The sequence below is a fragment of the Xanthomonas phaseoli pv. dieffenbachiae genome, assembly GCF_008639345.1.
GTDB lineage: Bacteria > Pseudomonadota > Gammaproteobacteria > Xanthomonadales > Xanthomonadaceae > Xanthomonas > Xanthomonas phaseoli.
Genome location: NZ_CP041380.1, coordinates 4176163 through 4190283, shown reverse-complemented (window position 1 = coordinate 4190283; position 14121 = coordinate 4176163). Strand labels below are relative to the sequence as shown.

Genomic DNA, 14121 nt, shown 5'->3' with positions numbered 1-14121 from the left:
TTGCCCAGATCTTGTTTCGGCATGCAGCAGGGCGCCCGGCATTCGGTCTGGAGGCGATGCCGTTGATGACGCTGATGGCCTCGGCACTCTTCTTCGATGATGTTTAGAGCTGTGACAAGGTGCGATGGGCACCTCGCGCGGGGTGGACACGGGCAACGCCACGCGCTGGCAAGCCAGGCGTGGCCGATCGACTGCCAGGCGCGAGTCCGCGCGCGCCAGTTGCTTTGCTCAGGCGCAGATCTGCTGCAGGCCGCGATGGCGCGCAATGGCTGCCGCGCATGCAATGGGAGGTGTCATGCAGCCTTGGCCGGCAGCTTGACCACCACCTTGATCTCGAACTGGAAGCCGGCCAACCAGGTCACGCCGACCGCGGTGACGGTGGGATAGGGGGCCGGGCCCCAGTAGCTGACCCACTTGTCCGACATTGCCTCGAACACCACCTCGGGGTTGACCATGAACAAGGTGACGTCGACGACATCCTGCGAGGTGCAGCCGGCCGCGGCAAGGACGGCATCCAGGTTGACGAAGGCGCGGGCAATTTCCGCGTCCAGCTCGGGCTCGGGCGAGCCGTCTTCGCGGCTGCCGACCTGGCCGGCGACGAACAGCAGGCCGCCGGCGCGTACCGCTGGCGAGTAATGGTGGCGCTCGTACAGGGCGTGGCGCCCCTGCGGGAAAACGACGTCGCGTGTGGCCATGGGATTCTCCAACGAAGTGCATCGAACGGAGGCCCACGTTAGGCGCGTGCGCGGCGGCGATAAATCGGCAGCATCGACCAACACTGTTTGTAGAATCCAAACAATCTTGGCCGCAGGAGCAGTGGTGGATCGATTCGATGCAATGCAGGCGTTTGCGCGCGTGGTCGAGACCGGCAGTTTCACCAAGGCGGCCGAACACCTGCATATGAGCCGCGCCAGCGTGACTCAGCTGGTGCAGCAACTTGAAGCGCGGCTGCGGGTGAAGCTGCTCAATCGCACCACGCGCCGGGTGCAGGTCACCGCCGATGGCGCGGCCTATTACGAGCGCGTGCTGCGCCTGCTGGCAGACATGGACGATGCCGAAACCAGCCTGTCGGTTGCAGCCACCTCGCCACGCGGGCGCCTGCGCGTGGACGTGCCCAGCCCGTTGGCGCGGCTGATCCTGATGCCGGCGTTGCCGGCATTCCATGCGCGTTATCCGGAGATCCAGCTGGACATGGGCGTGAGCGACCGCCGCGTGGATCTGATCGGCGAAAACGTCGATTGCGTGATACGCGGCGGCGCCATCACCGACCAGTCGTTGATGGCGCGTCACGTGGGCGACCTGCAGGCCGGCGTGTATGCCGCGCCCGATTACCTGCAGCGGCTGGGTGCCCCGACGCACCCGACGGAGCTGGAAAATACCCGGCATCGCTGTGTCGGCTTCATGCGCTGGGGCAGCAGCACAACCGTGCCGTATGTGATGCAACGCGGCGACGAAGCGGTGCGCGTGCACGGCCGCCACGTAGTGGCCGCCGACGATGGCAATGCCTATCTGGCCGCCGGCCTGGCCGGCATGGGTGTGCTGTGGCTGCCGGTGTATATGGCCAACGCGCATGTCGCCAGCGGCGAGCTGGTGCCGATCTTCCAGGACTGGCAGCTGGAAGCGATGCCGCTGTCGATCGCTTTCCCACCCAACCGCCATGTCAGCGCCAAGCTGCGCGTGTTCATCGATTGGGTGATCGCGCTGATGGCCGAGCATGCCCCAGTGATGGCACCCGCACCGCGGTGAGCGCCACAGGCATGGGCGGCGCTATGCATCACTTCGCGCCGCACCGGATACCGCCAGCCGCTGATCGCCGCGTAGGGCGAACGTGCATAGACCCACTGCAGGCGCGCATCGCCATCGGCGCGGAACGCCGCATCGTTGGCCAGTTTTTGTTCGAACGCGCTGCGTAGCGCGGCGTCGCTGCGCAACACGCGTTCGCTGAATTCGACCAGCTCGGTGCCATACAGCCCGCTATCGGGGCTGCCGGCATGGCGGAAACGTCCGCTGGCCAGCAGCGAATCGCTGCTGCGCGGTTCCAGCAAGGCGGCGGCCAACATACGCATCGGTTGATCGGCGGGCACGCGGACGCTGCCGGCGGGAAAGCTTTCTTCTACGTCGAAGGTGTGCGGGACCTGATCGCTGCCGGTCTTGATGATGCGGATCTGCTGTACCGCGCGCCGGGCCGGCTGCTGCAGACGGTCGTAGGCGATGCGATGCGCATCGAGCAACGCCAGCACATCGTCGTTGCCGGGCGGAATCCACCAGGCCACCGGGTACTGCACGGCCTGCGTCTGCCGGTAGCCGATGACCGGCATCGACCAGGTCTCGTCGCGGCCTTCCCAGCGCAATTCCGGCCGGCCGGACACCGGCGACAGGGCGCGGGTGTAGGTCACGCCCTTGAACGGAATATGGTCGATCGGCTGCGGCAGGCGTTCCCATGCCACCATCAATTCGTGCGGGCGGGCCGCGCGATCGGCACGCTTGGCCGCATCGATGGCGTGTGCATCGCGGCCGACCAGGCGCAGGGCTTCTTCCAGCAGCACGTAATCGCCGAGCACGCGTTGCCGGTAGGACTTCAAGCGGTGGTTTTCCACCAGCACGGTGGGGATGCCGGCGAAGTCGCCATAACCGGTGGAATAGCGCGGGCCTTCGGGCGAATAGCGCAAGCCCGAGCGCGGCGCGTCTTCGTCGATCAGGCTGGGATAGATCGCAGGTTGATGACCCTGGCGGCGCAGCGCGGCGTCGACGGCTGGCGTGAAGTGCTGCTGCAGCCAACCGGCCGTGGCGCGCGAGCGCGCGTAGGTGCCCCAGCCGGCGAAGGTGAAAGTGATGTCGTACTGATGATCGAGCCCGCCACTGACATGCAGGTCGATATACAGCGCCGGGTCGAGCGTGTGCAGCAGCGCGACGATCGCGCGCGTCTCCGGCGCTTCCAGGTTGAGATAGTCGCGATTGAGGTTGATGCCGCGCGTGGTGGTATTCCAGCCCATCTGCTGCGGGCCGCGCAATGCGGCGCCGATGAGCGGGCCGCGTTGTTCGTGCCCATCGCTGTTGAGGATGGGCACGAACACGAAATCCACCTCGTCCAGCAGCGCGTCCTTGCCGCGTTGTGCAATATCACGCAGCAGCATCAGGCCGGCGTCCTTGCCATCGATCTCGCCGCCGTGGATGCCGGCCTGTGCCAGCACGACCGGTTTGCCGGGCTTGCCCTTGCGTGCGCGCACCAGCAGCAGCTCGCGCCCTTCGCCGGTCTTGCCGAATACCTCCAGCGACAGCAGCGGCGAGGCGGCAACCAGCCGTTGCAGCCACGCACGCGTTTGCGCATAGCTGGGCGTGCTGACGAAGTCGCTGCGTTCGGCCGGCGTTATCCACGGATCGTCCGGTGCCGCGATCAATGCTTCGCTGGCACCGTGCCACGCGCGGACCGGCGGCAACGGGGCGCTGGTATCGATGGTCTGCGCGTTGAGTTGTGCGGCAGCGAACAGTGCGATGGCCAGCCCCTTGGCAAGGCGTCGGGTGCTGCGCGCGCTGTTGGACGCCTTGGCGTCAGCGGGAGCGTGGCGGTCGGAGACAGGGAATGCGTCGGGCGGAAGACAGCTGCGCGTTTCGAAGGTCATGTGGGGTCTGAGGGTCTCGCGTGGTGGTGACGGTGTCTGCGTGTGCCGGTCGGGCGTGCCAGCGCGGGGCGCCTGGTTGGATGTTCGCGCCGCAAGGCGCTGGCTGCAGGCGCAATGCGTGGCACGGCGCCCAGTCAGCGGCGCTCAGGCTTTTGCCCGCTGCGGCAGGCGGATTTTGGCGGCCTAGGCAATGTGATAACGTATCATTTCCTGGCGCATCTGCGTTCACGCCCTTCACTTTTTCAATGACCCACGCGATTTCAATCTCCGACCTGCACGTGGCCTACCGTGGCCGCGCGGTGCTGCAGGGGCTGAATCTCGGCGTCGCGCCCGGCACCGTCTACGCCTTGCTCGGCGGCAATGGCGCCGGCAAGTCGTCCACGCTGTCCACGTTGCTGGGCTTCGTCAAACCCGTCTGCGGCAGCGTGCGAGTGGACGCCGTGGACCCCGTCGCCGACCCCGCCAACGCACGTGCGCGCTTGGCCTATCTGCCGGAAAACGTGGCGCTCTACGAGCATCTGAGCGCATTGGAAAATGCCGACTATCTGCTCGCCCTGGCCGGCCAGCGCCGCAGCCAGGCCGCCATTGGCGAGGCATTTGCGTCCGCCGGGCTGCAGCGCGATGCCTGGGCGCAACGGCTGGCAGGGTTCTCCAAAGGCATGCGGCAGAAGGTGGCCATTGCCGTGGCCACGTTGCGCGAGGTGCCGGTGCTGCTGCTGGACGAGCCCACCTCCGGGTTGGATCCGCGCGCCATTGCCGACTTCAATCGCCTGGTCGGCAGCGTGCGCGCACGCGGCGCCGCGGTGCTGATGGTCACCCACGATCTGCTAGGTGCGGTGGAGGTGGCCGACCGCATCGGGTTTCTGGAAAACGGCCGGATTGCCGAAGAGATCGGCGCCGGCGACAGCGGCTTCGATGTGCGCACCCTGCATGCGCGTTTCGTGCGCCCGCAGGATCGCGCTGCGTGAGGCTTCACGTATGAGCCCGGTGTTGCTGGTCGCACGCGAAGAACTGCGCTATATGGCGCGCAACCGGTCCGCGGCCATCGGTGTGGTGTTGCTGATGTTGCTCACCCTGGTTGCGGCGTTGACCGCTGCGCACCACCAGCGCGATGTGGCCGATTTCCGCGCGCGGCAGCAACAGGCAGCGCAGCAGGCGTTCGAAGCGCAGCCGGACCGGCATCCGCACCGCGTGGTGCACTACGGCCATTTCATCTATCGCCCGTTGCCGGCACTGGCCGCATTCGATTCCGGCGTGGATGCGTTCACCGGCAACAGCATGTTTCTGGAAGGGCACCGCCAGAACACCGCCAATTTCGGCGATGTGCGCCAGAGTTCGTTGCTGGTGCGGTTCGGTCAGCTCACGCCTGCCTTCGTGTTGCAGGTGCTGGCGCCGCTGATATTGGTCTTTTTGGGCTACGGCGCAGTGGCGCGCGAGCAGGAAACCGGCACCTTGCGCGCGCTGTTGCTACAGGGCGCCACGCGCCGGCAGTTGCTCGGCGGCAAGTATCTGGCGCTGGCGGCGGTGGCCGGCGCCTGTCTGCTGCCGGCCCTGATCGGCCTGGCACCGATTGCGTTGTTGCCAGGACAAGCGCCGCTGGTTGCGCTACTGGTGCTGGCCTATGGCGCGTATCTGCTGGTGTGGTGTGCGTTGGTGCTGGCGGTGTCGATGCTGTGCCGGCGCGGCCGCGACGCGCTGTTGGTGTCGCTGGCGGTGTGGGTGTGGCTGGCCTTGCTGGTGCCGCGCGTGGCGCCGGACGCGGCCAGTGCCGCGTACCGGCTGCCGACCCGGTTGGAAACCGATGTGGCGATCCAGCGCGACCTGCGCACGCTCGGCGACAGCCACAATCCGGACGACCCGCACTTTGCGCAATTCAAGCAGCAGACGCTGGCCCGTTACGGCGTGCAGCGCGTGGAAGACCTGCCGGTGAACTACAAGGGCTTGCTGGCACTGGAAGGCGAACGGCTGACCGCAAGCCTGTTCGAGCGCTATGCAGGCCGCGACGCATCCATCCAGCAGCAACAGAACCTGCTGGTGCGTGCATTCGCGTTGCTGAGCCCGACGGTGGCGCTGCGCGAAGTGTCGATGACGTTGGCAGAAACCGACCTGCGCGCGCATCTGCGGTTCCTGGCCCAGGCTGAGCACTACCGCTACACGCTGGTGCAGCAACTCAACCGGCTGCAGGCCGACGCGGTCAGCATGGCCGACGACACCGCCCAGGACGCAGGCGCCGATCGCCGCAAGCGGATTTCGTCCGAGCACTGGCATGAGATTCCGGTGTTCGCGTTCCAGCCGGCATCGGCGACCGAGGTGATCGGCACGGCAGGTGCGGCGTTCGGCCTGATTGGAGCCTGGCTGCTCGCCGCGCTGTGCATGCTGGTGGCGGCCGGGCGAGGGGTGGGAGTGGCGCGCTGATGGTGTTGTGGAAATACGAACTGCTGTTGCTGCTGCGTGCACGTGCGGCGCTCGCCGGGTTGCTGTTGCTTGCGGTGCTCACCGTGTGCAGCCTGCTGTCCGGGCAACACGTGATGGCGACGCAGCGGGACAACATCGCCAGGATTGCAGGGCTGCAGCGCGAAGACAGCGCGTTGGTAGAAGACTATGTGGCGCGTTCCAACGATGCCGGCAGCGCGGCCTATTACAGCTTTCATCCTACCTGGGACCCGCCATCGCCGCTGGCGTTTGCGGCGGTCGGCATGCGCGATGTCTCGCCGCATATCCTGCGCGCGCGCGCGCTGGGGCTGGAAGCGCAGATCCATGACGGGGACAGCTACAACCCCGAACTCGCGCTGGCTGGCCGCTTCGACTACGCGTTCGTGCTGGTGTTCCTGCTGCCGCTGTTCGTGATCGCGCTGCTGTTCGATCTGCGTTCGGGCGAGCGCGAAGCGGGGCGTGCGCGCATGCTTGCTGCACTGCCCGGTGCGGGCGCCGCGCTGCTGGTACGGCGCGTGGTGGTGCGCGCGGCGGCGGTGCTTGTGTGCCTGAGCGTGCCGTTCGTCATGTTCGCCACGTTCAATGCGGTGCCGTGGTTGCAGCAACTGGCGGTGCTGGCACTGGGCAGTGCGTACCTGTTGTTCTGGGTGCTGCTGTCGGTGCTGGTCGGGCGCATCCAGTGGCGGCCTGCCGCGCATGCCACGGCATTGGCTACCTGCTGGGTCGTGCTGGCGTTGGTGGCGCCGGCGCTGGCGCACGTGGCAATCAATCAGGCTGTGCCGGTCAACCAGGGTACCGAGATTGCGCGGTTGCAGCGCGAGGCGGTCAACCATGCCTGGGACATTCCGCGCCAGGACACCATGCAGGCGTTCTACGCGCGCAATCGGCAATGGGCCGACTCGGCGCCGCTGACGACCGCGTTTCACTACAAGTGGTACTTCGCATTTCATGAAAATGGCGACCAGCAGGTGGCGTCGCAGGTAGCAGCGTATCGGCAGGGGCTGCAGCGGCGCGAGGCGTTGGCGCAACGCGTGGCCAGCGTGCTGCCGCCGGTTGCGCTGCAGGCAGCGCTCACGCGCCTGGCCGGCACCGATCTGCAGGCACAGCTGGCGTATCAGGATCGCATTCGCGCCTATCACCGGGCGCTGCGCACGTTCTACTACGGCTATCTGTTCGGCGACCGCCCGTTCACGCGCGAGGATTTCGGGCGGGCGCCGCGTTTCGAAGCAACGGACGGCCCTGCTTCCTAGCGGTCTCGGCGTTTCATCTTTTGCCTGCGTCGTTTACTCGCGTCCCGGACGTGCTGCGCCGGGGCGCTTCTGGCGTTCTGCCCGATGCCCGTGTCCGCGCGCCGCCGCATGCTGCACGCGCTGACCATGCTCGGCCCGCTGGCCTGCGCCTGCGCGCAGGCTGCGCACTCGCAGGCACGCGACCTGGCTGCGGTGCAGGTGCGCAGCCAATACACGCGGTACCGCGCGCTGGGCATTACCGGTGCCACCGGGACCGATGCGCCGCTGCGTGATCTGCCGATCAGTGCGCGGGTACCCGACCGGACCTCGCTCGAGATGCAGGCCTGCGTCAGGTTGCCCGGCGTGCATCGGGAACCGATCGCGGCCCTAACTGCCTCGCTTCGACGGACGCTTGCTGCGTTTCTTGCCTGGCGCCAGCGGTGCGGTTTCTTCGTTGGCCAACGCGCCGCCGGTGTGCAGCTGCTCCAGCCATGACAACGCATCCACATAACCGAGGAAGTGCTGCAGATAGCCCGGCGAGCGCTCGCGCATCAGCGTGATGCAGCGATGCACCAGCACGCTGGAATTGAGCGGGCCGGCATCCTTGGGCGCATCCTGCAGCGACTGCCGCACCTGGCTGGCGGTGCGCACGGTGGTCCAGGTGCGACGAAAGTCGTCCAGCGCCGGTAGCTCCGGAAACCGCATGGCATCTGCGCTGGCAGTCTTGCGGCTGTCCACTTCCATCAGCGCCGCATGCCCGGCCATCTGCGCGGTGAGCGCACCCAAGGCGCTGGGCTGCGGCGAGCCCGGCGTGGCCGCAGGCGCTGCACGGTTCCCACGGCGACGCGCTGCCTGCCGCAGCGCTGTCGCATACCCATCGACCATCGCGCCAAGCTTGTGTTCCAGCACCTCACGCACCGCATCGGCCTGCGCATCGGCGCGCACTGCCAATGCTTCCATCAGATGGAAGCGGACCGGATCCAGCCGATCGGCGCCCTGGCTGCGCCAGCGCTGCAGTTGCGCGCGTGCGGGCAGTGCCGGCTTGCTCATCGTGGTGCGGTGGTCGCTGCGGGCTGCGCCGATGCGTCTGCACGCGAGGACGGGCGCGCGATCGGCGCGATCTCCACGCGACGGTTCTTCGCGCGGCGGGCTTCATCGGCGTTGGAATCCACCGGTTGCTGCGAGCCGAATGCGGCCGCGAACACCGAGGATGCCGGCACGCCTTCGGCGATCAAGGCACGGGTCACCGTGAGTGCGCGTTGCGCGGACAGTTCCCAGTTGTCGGCGTAGCGGCGATTGCCGCCCAGCACCGGGCGATCGTCGGTAAATCCGCTGACCATCAGGATCTCGTCGCGCGCGCGCAGGTATTGCGTCAATGGCGTGGCCAGCGACTTCAAGACCTCGCGTCCTTCCGGCTGCAGTTCGTCGGAATTGAATGCAAACAGCACATTGCCGCGAATGCCGATGCGGCCATCGACCAGGGTCACGCGGCCGGCAGCCAACGGTGCGGCCAATGCCTGTTCCAGCGTCTGCCGACGTCGCGCTTCGGCCTGACGTTGTTTGACTTCCGCGTCCAGGCGGCTGGACAGCTGCAACTGCACGCCGATCACGCCGACCAGGATCAGCACGAACGCGCCCAGCAGCACCGACATCAGATCGCCGAATGCCGCCCAGATGGGCGTGCCCAGCTCGCCGTCGCTTTCGATCTCGTCGCTCATGCCGTTTCTGCTTGGCCGGGTTCGCTGCGCCCGCGATCGAGCTGGCGCAGTTCTTCGATGATCTGCTTCTGCGAGAGCATGCTGAGGTCGACCACTTCGCGCGCCTGTGCGACGTAGTAGGCAAGTTGGTCGTCGCTGCGTGCCAGCGAGGCATCGAGTGCCGTGGCAACGTGCTGCAGGCGCTCGTTGAGCTCGCCGGTGGCACCGCTGAACAACTGCACCGCCATGCCGAACGCTTCGCCCAGGCTGGCCACCTCCACCGCGCTGCCGCTGACATGGGCGGCCACTGCGCCGAGCTTGCCGGTTTCGCTGCCGATCTGTTCGGTGAGCTGGTTGCCTACGCGCTGCAGCAGGTCGGCCGAGGTGGTCACCAGGGCATCCACCGCTTCGCGTTGTTCGGTGGAGGCGTGATTGACTGCGTTGAGCAAGGTATCCAGGGTCGCGAGCAGCTTGCTGCGTTCTTCCAGCATGGCGGTGTCGCGCACCATGCTCTCGGACAGCGATTGGCGCAGCTCGGCCACGACATCGGCCGCGGCCTTGGGCGCTTCGGAGGCGATCTGCATCAAGCGCGACACTTCGCTGATCGTCGCGCTGGCCTGTGCCTGCGCCTGCGTGGACAGCGCGCTGGCGGTGCTGGCCAGGGTGTCGCAGATGGCCTGCTGCTGCTGGGCGACGCGTTCGCCGGTCTGTTCCCATTGCGCGGCCAGGGCCGTGCTCATCGCGCCGAAGCGCTCGCTCCACAGCGCCAGGCGCTTGGTGTCGCGCGCTTCCAGTGCCGCCTGCAGGTCGGTGTGCGATTGCTGCAATGTCCCGACCAGGGCCGCCGCATGCGCGTCGAAACTGGCAGTGGCCGCGGCCAGTGCGCTGTGGTGCTGGCTGGACAACGTGGCGCTGGCGTGTTGCTGCTGGGCCAGTGCATCGCTCCACGCATTGGCAGCGTCGGCGCTGGATTGCTGCATGCGTTGCGAGACCGCATCCACCAACGCGGCAGAGCGTGCCTCGAAGGTGCTGGCAAAGTGCGCGAGCGTGCCTTGCAGTTCCTGGGTGAGCGCAGCATTAGCACGTTGTTGCTCGGCTACCGCGGCAGTCCACGTTGCTGCGGCAGTGGCGGTGCTGTCGACAAATCCGTTGCTGAGCCCGTCGAGTTGCTGCTGCACGGCCTGCTGCACGCCTTCGTGCAGGGCGCTGGTCTGCTGCGCCAGTTGCTCGAGGGTGGCGTGCAGCTGTGCACTGTGCGTTTCGGTGGCACGTTGCTGTTCGGTAAGTACGGCGGCCCAGGTGGCGGCGGTGGCCGCGGTGCTGCTGGCAAAGCCCTCGTCGAGTGCGCTCAACTGCTGCTGCACGGCCTGGGTGACGCTGTCCTGCACGGCAGCGCTGCGCTGGTCAATCTGTTCCAGCGTGCCCTGCAGCTGCTCGGTCAACGTGGCCTGCGTGCGTTCCTGCGCGGCCAACGCCACCTGCCAGTGCTCGGTCGCCGTGCGCGCATTCTGCGCGATGGCTGCAGTGACGCCTTGCAACTGCTGCTGCACGGCGCTGCTCACGCTGTCCTGCACGGCCACGCCATGCGCGGCAATCTGTTCCAGTGTGGCCTGCAACTGCGCGGTATGGGTCTGCTGCGCGCGTTCTTGCGCCGCCAATGCCGTGCTCCAGTGCTGCGCCGTGGTGCTGGCACTGGTCTGGAAGCCGTGGGTAATGCCGTCCAGCTGTTGCTGCACGGCTTGCGTGACGTGTGCCTGCAATGCGGCCGTATCGCGCGCGATGCTGGCCATGGTGGCTTCCATCGCCGGCTGCAATGCCGCACCGACCGCCCGTGCGCTTTCGGCGACACCGGCTTGCAGCGCGTGTTCCATTGCCGTGGCCAGCCGCGCATACGCCGCTTCGCTTTTGGCGTGGAAATCGGCTTGCTGGGCGGTCAGGCGCTGCTCGGCAGCCAGGCTGTGCTGTTCGATGCTGTGCATCAGCGTCTGCAACCGGTCGATCAAGGCCGGCATCAAGGCGCTTTGCTGCTGCTGCAGCTTGAATGCTTCGCCACGTCGATGCGCATCCGAATGCGTGTGCAGTTCGGATGCGATCTTCAGGTCCAGCTGTTGCACCGCCTGCAGGCGCTCGCGCCGGCACAGCGCCGACAACAACCCCAGCATGGCCGATGTCGCCACACCGGCGATGGAGGTGCCGAACGCGAACGCCAGGCCTTCCACCGGTGCGGCGAGCGAGCCGCGAATGGCCTGCAAATCGGTGGCGCTCTGCAACGCAAAACCGGTGCCCTTGAGCGTGGCCATCATGCCCAGCAGGGTGCCGAGCATGCCAAGCAACACCAGCAAGCCGACCAGATACGGCGTCAGCACCGGTGCCGGCAATGCCACGCGCTCGCCCTTGATACGCAGGCGCACCGCATTGCGCAGGCCAGGGTGAACCGTTTGTAGCCAATCGCTCAGGGCAGAAGGCGCCGTGGCCAGCCCATCGACGGCCGCTACCAGCGTCGCCGTGGCCTGCCGGTAGCGATACAGCTCCAGTGCGCCGGCCACATAACAGGCGCCGATCACCGCCGCGACACAGGCGCCGAGCGGGTTGGAGCCGAGATAACCGATGCCGACCCAGCAAACCGCCAGCAGGCCGACGAGAAACACACACACGTTTACGAGAGTTCTGAACATGACGTCCCAGTTAGCGGGTACGAAGCGCTGCAAGCAGGCCTTCGATCGGGTGAAAACGAACATCCAGTTCGGCGAGCAACACGCTCTGCATGTCTTTGCGGAAGACATCCAGCCAGCCATCGGGCACCGCGCGTGGTGCGGCATCGTCATCGCTCGGCCGGTGCTGCGCCTGTGCGGCATCGCGCAGGCGTTCGAAATGTGCGCCGAGCAGGCTCGGCACGGTGTTCAACAGGCTCTGCTCGCGCGGGCTCAGGGTGAGTTCCATCACCGCATCCACTTCGGCCAACCGCGCCATGTCGGTGGAGACCAATGCGAGCAGGTCGCGCAGGCGCCCGCGCAGATCGCCGGTGGCAGTGCGCATGGCGCGTTGCATGGCCAGGTAGTGCTGCCGAAAGGGTGCGAAATCCGGCGCGGCGGCGGGTGCGTCTGCGAGCGCGGCGTCGCGCGCCTCGGCACGCACGCGCACGACCAGCGCGTCCAGCTCGGCCACGCTGCTGGCGGCCAGGCCAGTGCGCACGCGCGCGCATGCCTCCGCGTCGAGCGGGCGCGGCTCGGGCAGTTCGTCGGTGTCGGGCAGCTTGCCGTCCAACGCCTTGGACACGGCCACCGCGCGCGTCCAATCGATCCACTGGCTCAGCCGCTCGGCCAGCGCGTGGTCGGACTGGGCGATGTGCGCGTCGCTGAGGCGAGCAAGCAGGCGAATGAACGCCGGGCCCGACAAGGGCGCCCGTGGAGAAACTTTCGCCATTCTTCCGGTCAAAAACCGGGCATTTTACACGGGAACGTACGCAGGTCGGCGGGCCACGCCCGAGCTGCGAGCCGGCCGCCGGGGCCATGCATGCTGGCATTCAGCCGGCCTGAGGTGGGCGGCAGGCCCGCGCACGGCAGACGGCCTGATACGCGGTGTTGCGCGCCACCGGTACATCAGCAGGCGGCAAGCAGCCCCAACCATAAGCCGCGCACGCGGGCTCCGGTCAGGCTTCGTAACCAGTTCAGGTGCAGGTTTCCAGTCGTCCGGCTGACTCGGTTTTGTAAGGTGAATGGGTATAAGCTGCGGGCCGGGGAATCCCCCCATCGAGGTAACACAATGGACCGCTCTGACATGCAAGTGTCTGATCTGCTGGTCTTGGAGCTGCAAGGGTTCCACGATGCCTATGGCAATGGGCCCGACTTCTGGGACGCCTACCAGCGCATCATGGGCATCGCGGCGCAGGCCGGTGGCAACATGATCGCTTTGGCCAACGAAATGGCCTCACTGGCACAAGGGCTTGGCGCGACCAAGCGCGCGCAGCTGCTGTAGTGGCCACGGTCCCGTGCGGGCGCTGACGCCGGCGCGAGGTGCCTGATGTGTTGCGCACTGAGCCCTGCGTGAGGTGACTGCTCAAGCAGCTCCTGCAGTGCTCCCCAGAATTGCAGCTGTCCTGAGCGTGTTGTTGCAGCTGATTGCCGTCGCACGTGCACGGCGTCGGTGACCGCGGACCGATGCGCGCAGGCGCTCGCGAGGAGTTTGGCAATGCATATCTCGCACGTCGCTTCGACGCAGATGCAATGGCAAACGCGGGACAGCCGGCCAATCGCCAGCGCGTCTGCATGACCGGCACTGGACTCGGCGAAGCGCCGCTGCACGGTGCGATGCACGCCCTGTGATTGCACCGCTGGCGTCGCGCTGCAATCGGTACGTTGCATGCGGCAGAGGCTGCCTCCGACAAGCAGGCGCAAACGGCCTGCTGCCATTGCTGTTTTAGCCGGCCTCGGCTGCGACGGCCGGTCCGGCTGCGGCGGCTGGCGCAGCCTCCGGCGCGTCGCGTTTCTTTTCGCGACGTAGCGGTGTATCGCCTATGCGCTCGATTTCGCCGCCGGATTGCTGAAACGCTTGCAGATCGGCGGCCAATCGTTGTTCGGACAACCGCGGGTTGCCCGGCTGGTTACTGACGGTTATCGACTGGCGGCGGGAATGATGCATCGCACATCCTCATGCGTTGTACAGCGTCAAGGGAATGCCCCGGCGGCGTTGATCGTCGTAGGTGGCACGCACGTCGCGGCAATACGGGCCGGACATGACGAAACGTCGGCAGATCGCCGGTCGCGTCTCGTAGATCGAGCAACACATGCGCGCAGCGTCGATGGCCACGCACCAGCCTTCCTCGTCGCGCGCCATCACATGCCAGCCTTGCGGCGTCACGCTGGTGAGATGGTGTGGGATACGGTCGGATGGATCGACCATGACGGTGAGCCGGCAGCAGACGGCGTCGCAGCGTTCGCAGAGATTGTCGATGGAAAGGGCCAGATGAAATGAGGGCGACACCGGATTCCGGCCGCCCATGCACCATACACCCTGGGGGCGCGCGGATGTGAACCGACAGCGCGTCCGCGCATGGCTGCTGTGCAGGCGCAACTGCGCCGGTTCTCGGATGCCAAGCTCGGCGACGCTGCTGGTTGCCGCGGCGCTGCATGACCTCATTGTGCA

Annotated in this window: 12 protein-coding genes and 2 pseudogenes; 6 read left to right on the top strand and 8 right to left on the bottom strand. The window is 66.9% G+C overall.

Annotated elements, in window-relative coordinates; genetic code table 11:
* Window positions 1-293 precede the first annotated feature (293 nt).
* Window positions 294-695: a Rid family hydrolase gene (locus FLG15_RS18670; RefSeq protein ID WP_057678055.1), complete on the bottom strand. Its 402-nt coding sequence runs from the start codon at window positions 693-695 to the stop codon at window positions 294-296.
* 106 nt (window positions 696-801) lie between these two features.
* On the opposite strand from FLG15_RS18670, the gene FLG15_RS18665 reads away from it, so the two are divergent.
* Window positions 802-1746: a LysR family transcriptional regulator gene (locus FLG15_RS18665; RefSeq protein WP_057678054.1), complete on the top strand. Its 945-nt coding sequence runs from the start codon at window positions 802-804 to the stop codon at window positions 1744-1746.
* A gap of 29 nt (window positions 1747-1775) precedes the next feature.
* Here FLG15_RS18665 and FLG15_RS18660 read toward each other — a convergent pair.
* A pseudogene (locus FLG15_RS18660) lies at window positions 1776-3620 on the bottom strand (M14 family metallopeptidase); the annotation flags it as partial.
* Window positions 3621-3865: 245 nt separating this feature from the next.
* Here FLG15_RS18660 and FLG15_RS18655 point away from each other — a divergent pair.
* The 4 genes and pseudogenes from FLG15_RS18655 to FLG15_RS23585 all read left to right on the top strand — a co-directional run.
* A complete protein-coding gene (locus FLG15_RS18655) occupies window positions 3866-4588 on the top strand; it encodes an ABC transporter ATP-binding protein (protein WP_150147036.1) in 723 nt (240 codons plus the stop codon).
* A gap of 10 nt (window positions 4589-4598) precedes the next feature.
* Window positions 4599-6035, top strand: coding sequence for an ABC transporter permease (locus FLG15_RS18650; protein WP_057678051.1), 1437 nt, complete (start codon window positions 4599-4601; stop codon window positions 6033-6035).
* Window positions 6035-7303 carry a DUF3526 domain-containing protein gene (locus FLG15_RS18645; protein ID WP_150147033.1) on the top strand — a complete coding sequence of 423 codons (1269 nt, stop codon included), beginning with the start codon at window positions 6035-6037 and terminating at the stop codon, window positions 7301-7303. Before FLG15_RS18650 ends, FLG15_RS18645 begins: the two co-directional genes overlap by 1 nt.
* 84 nt (window positions 7304-7387) lie before the next feature.
* Window positions 7388-7645 (top strand): annotated as a pseudogene (locus tag FLG15_RS23585) (TonB-dependent siderophore receptor); the annotation flags it as partial.
* A 24-nt stretch (window positions 7646-7669) separates the two neighbouring features.
* Here the strand turns inward: FLG15_RS23585 and FLG15_RS18635 are convergent.
* Genes FLG15_RS18635 through FLG15_RS18620 form a run of 4 tightly spaced genes read right to left on the bottom strand, consistent with a single transcriptional unit; the run spans window position 7670 to window position 12414 of the window.
* On the bottom strand, window positions 7670-8332 hold the full coding sequence (locus FLG15_RS18635) for a DUF2894 domain-containing protein (protein WP_057678050.1): 663 nt from the start codon (window positions 8330-8332) through the stop codon (window positions 7670-7672).
* Window positions 8329-9000, bottom strand: a complete 672-nt coding sequence (locus FLG15_RS18630; protein ID WP_057678049.1) for an OmpA family protein — start codon at window positions 8998-9000, stop codon at window positions 8329-8331. Before FLG15_RS18630 ends, FLG15_RS18635 begins: the two co-directional genes overlap by 4 nt.
* Window positions 8997-11654, bottom strand: coding sequence for a DUF802 domain-containing protein (locus FLG15_RS18625; protein WP_057678048.1), 2658 nt, complete (start codon window positions 11652-11654; stop codon window positions 8997-8999). Before FLG15_RS18625 ends, FLG15_RS18630 begins: the two co-directional genes overlap by 4 nt.
* A 10-nt stretch (window positions 11655-11664) precedes the next feature.
* Complete coding sequence (locus tag FLG15_RS18620) at window positions 11665-12414, bottom strand: DUF3348 domain-containing protein (RefSeq protein WP_170922353.1); 750 nt, start codon at window positions 12412-12414, stop codon at window positions 11665-11667.
* 327 nt (window positions 12415-12741) lie between these two features.
* Here FLG15_RS18620 and FLG15_RS18615 point away from each other — a divergent pair, with 327 nt between their 5' ends.
* Window positions 12742-12954 (top strand): hypothetical protein, encoded by a 213-nt coding sequence (locus FLG15_RS18615; protein WP_057678046.1) that lies wholly within the window; start codon window positions 12742-12744, stop codon window positions 12952-12954.
* A 441-nt stretch (window positions 12955-13395) separates the two neighbouring features.
* On the opposite strand, the gene FLG15_RS18610 is transcribed toward FLG15_RS18615, so the two are convergent.
* Both FLG15_RS18610 and FLG15_RS18605 read right to left on the bottom strand, forming a co-directional pair.
* Window positions 13396-13617 carry a hypothetical protein gene (locus FLG15_RS18610; RefSeq protein WP_057678045.1) on the bottom strand — a complete coding sequence of 74 codons (222 nt, stop codon included), beginning with the start codon at window positions 13615-13617 and terminating at the stop codon, window positions 13396-13398.
* Window positions 13618-13626: 9 nt separating this feature from the next.
* The gene (locus FLG15_RS18605) at window positions 13627-14049 is read right to left on the bottom strand and encodes a YkgJ family cysteine cluster protein (protein WP_139790968.1); all 423 of its coding nucleotides are present in this window, start codon (window positions 14047-14049) and stop codon (window positions 13627-13629) included.
* Window positions 14050-14121: the final 72 nt, after the last annotated feature.

Bases quoted from the DNA above. Each gene is read 5' to 3' on its own strand.
- FLG15_RS18630 (WP_057678049.1), bottom strand. From the start codon at position 9,000: ATGAGCGACGAGATCGAAAGCGACGGCGAGCTGGGCACGCCCATCTGG.
- FLG15_RS18670 (WP_057678055.1), bottom strand. From the start codon at position 695: ATGGCCACACGCGACGTCGTTTTCCCGCAGGGGCGCCACGCCCTGTAC.
- FLG15_RS18610 (WP_057678045.1), bottom strand. From the start codon at position 13,617: ATGCATCATTCCCGCCGCCAGTCGATAACCGTCAGTAACCAGCCGGGC.
- FLG15_RS18645 (WP_150147033.1), top strand. From the start codon at position 6,035: ATGGTGTTGTGGAAATACGAACTGCTGTTGCTGCTGCGTGCACGTGCG.
- FLG15_RS18625 (WP_057678048.1), bottom strand. From the start codon at position 11,654: ATGTTCAGAACTCTCGTAAACGTGTGTGTGTTTCTCGTCGGCCTGCTG.
- FLG15_RS18650 (WP_057678051.1), top strand. From the start codon at position 4,599: ATGAGCCCGGTGTTGCTGGTCGCACGCGAAGAACTGCGCTATATGGCG.
- FLG15_RS18635 (WP_057678050.1), bottom strand. From the start codon at position 8,332: ATGAGCAAGCCGGCACTGCCCGCACGCGCGCAACTGCAGCGCTGGCGC.
- FLG15_RS18615 (WP_057678046.1), top strand. From the start codon at position 12,742: ATGGACCGCTCTGACATGCAAGTGTCTGATCTGCTGGTCTTGGAGCTG.
- FLG15_RS18655 (WP_150147036.1), top strand. From the start codon at position 3,866: ATGACCCACGCGATTTCAATCTCCGACCTGCACGTGGCCTACCGTGGC.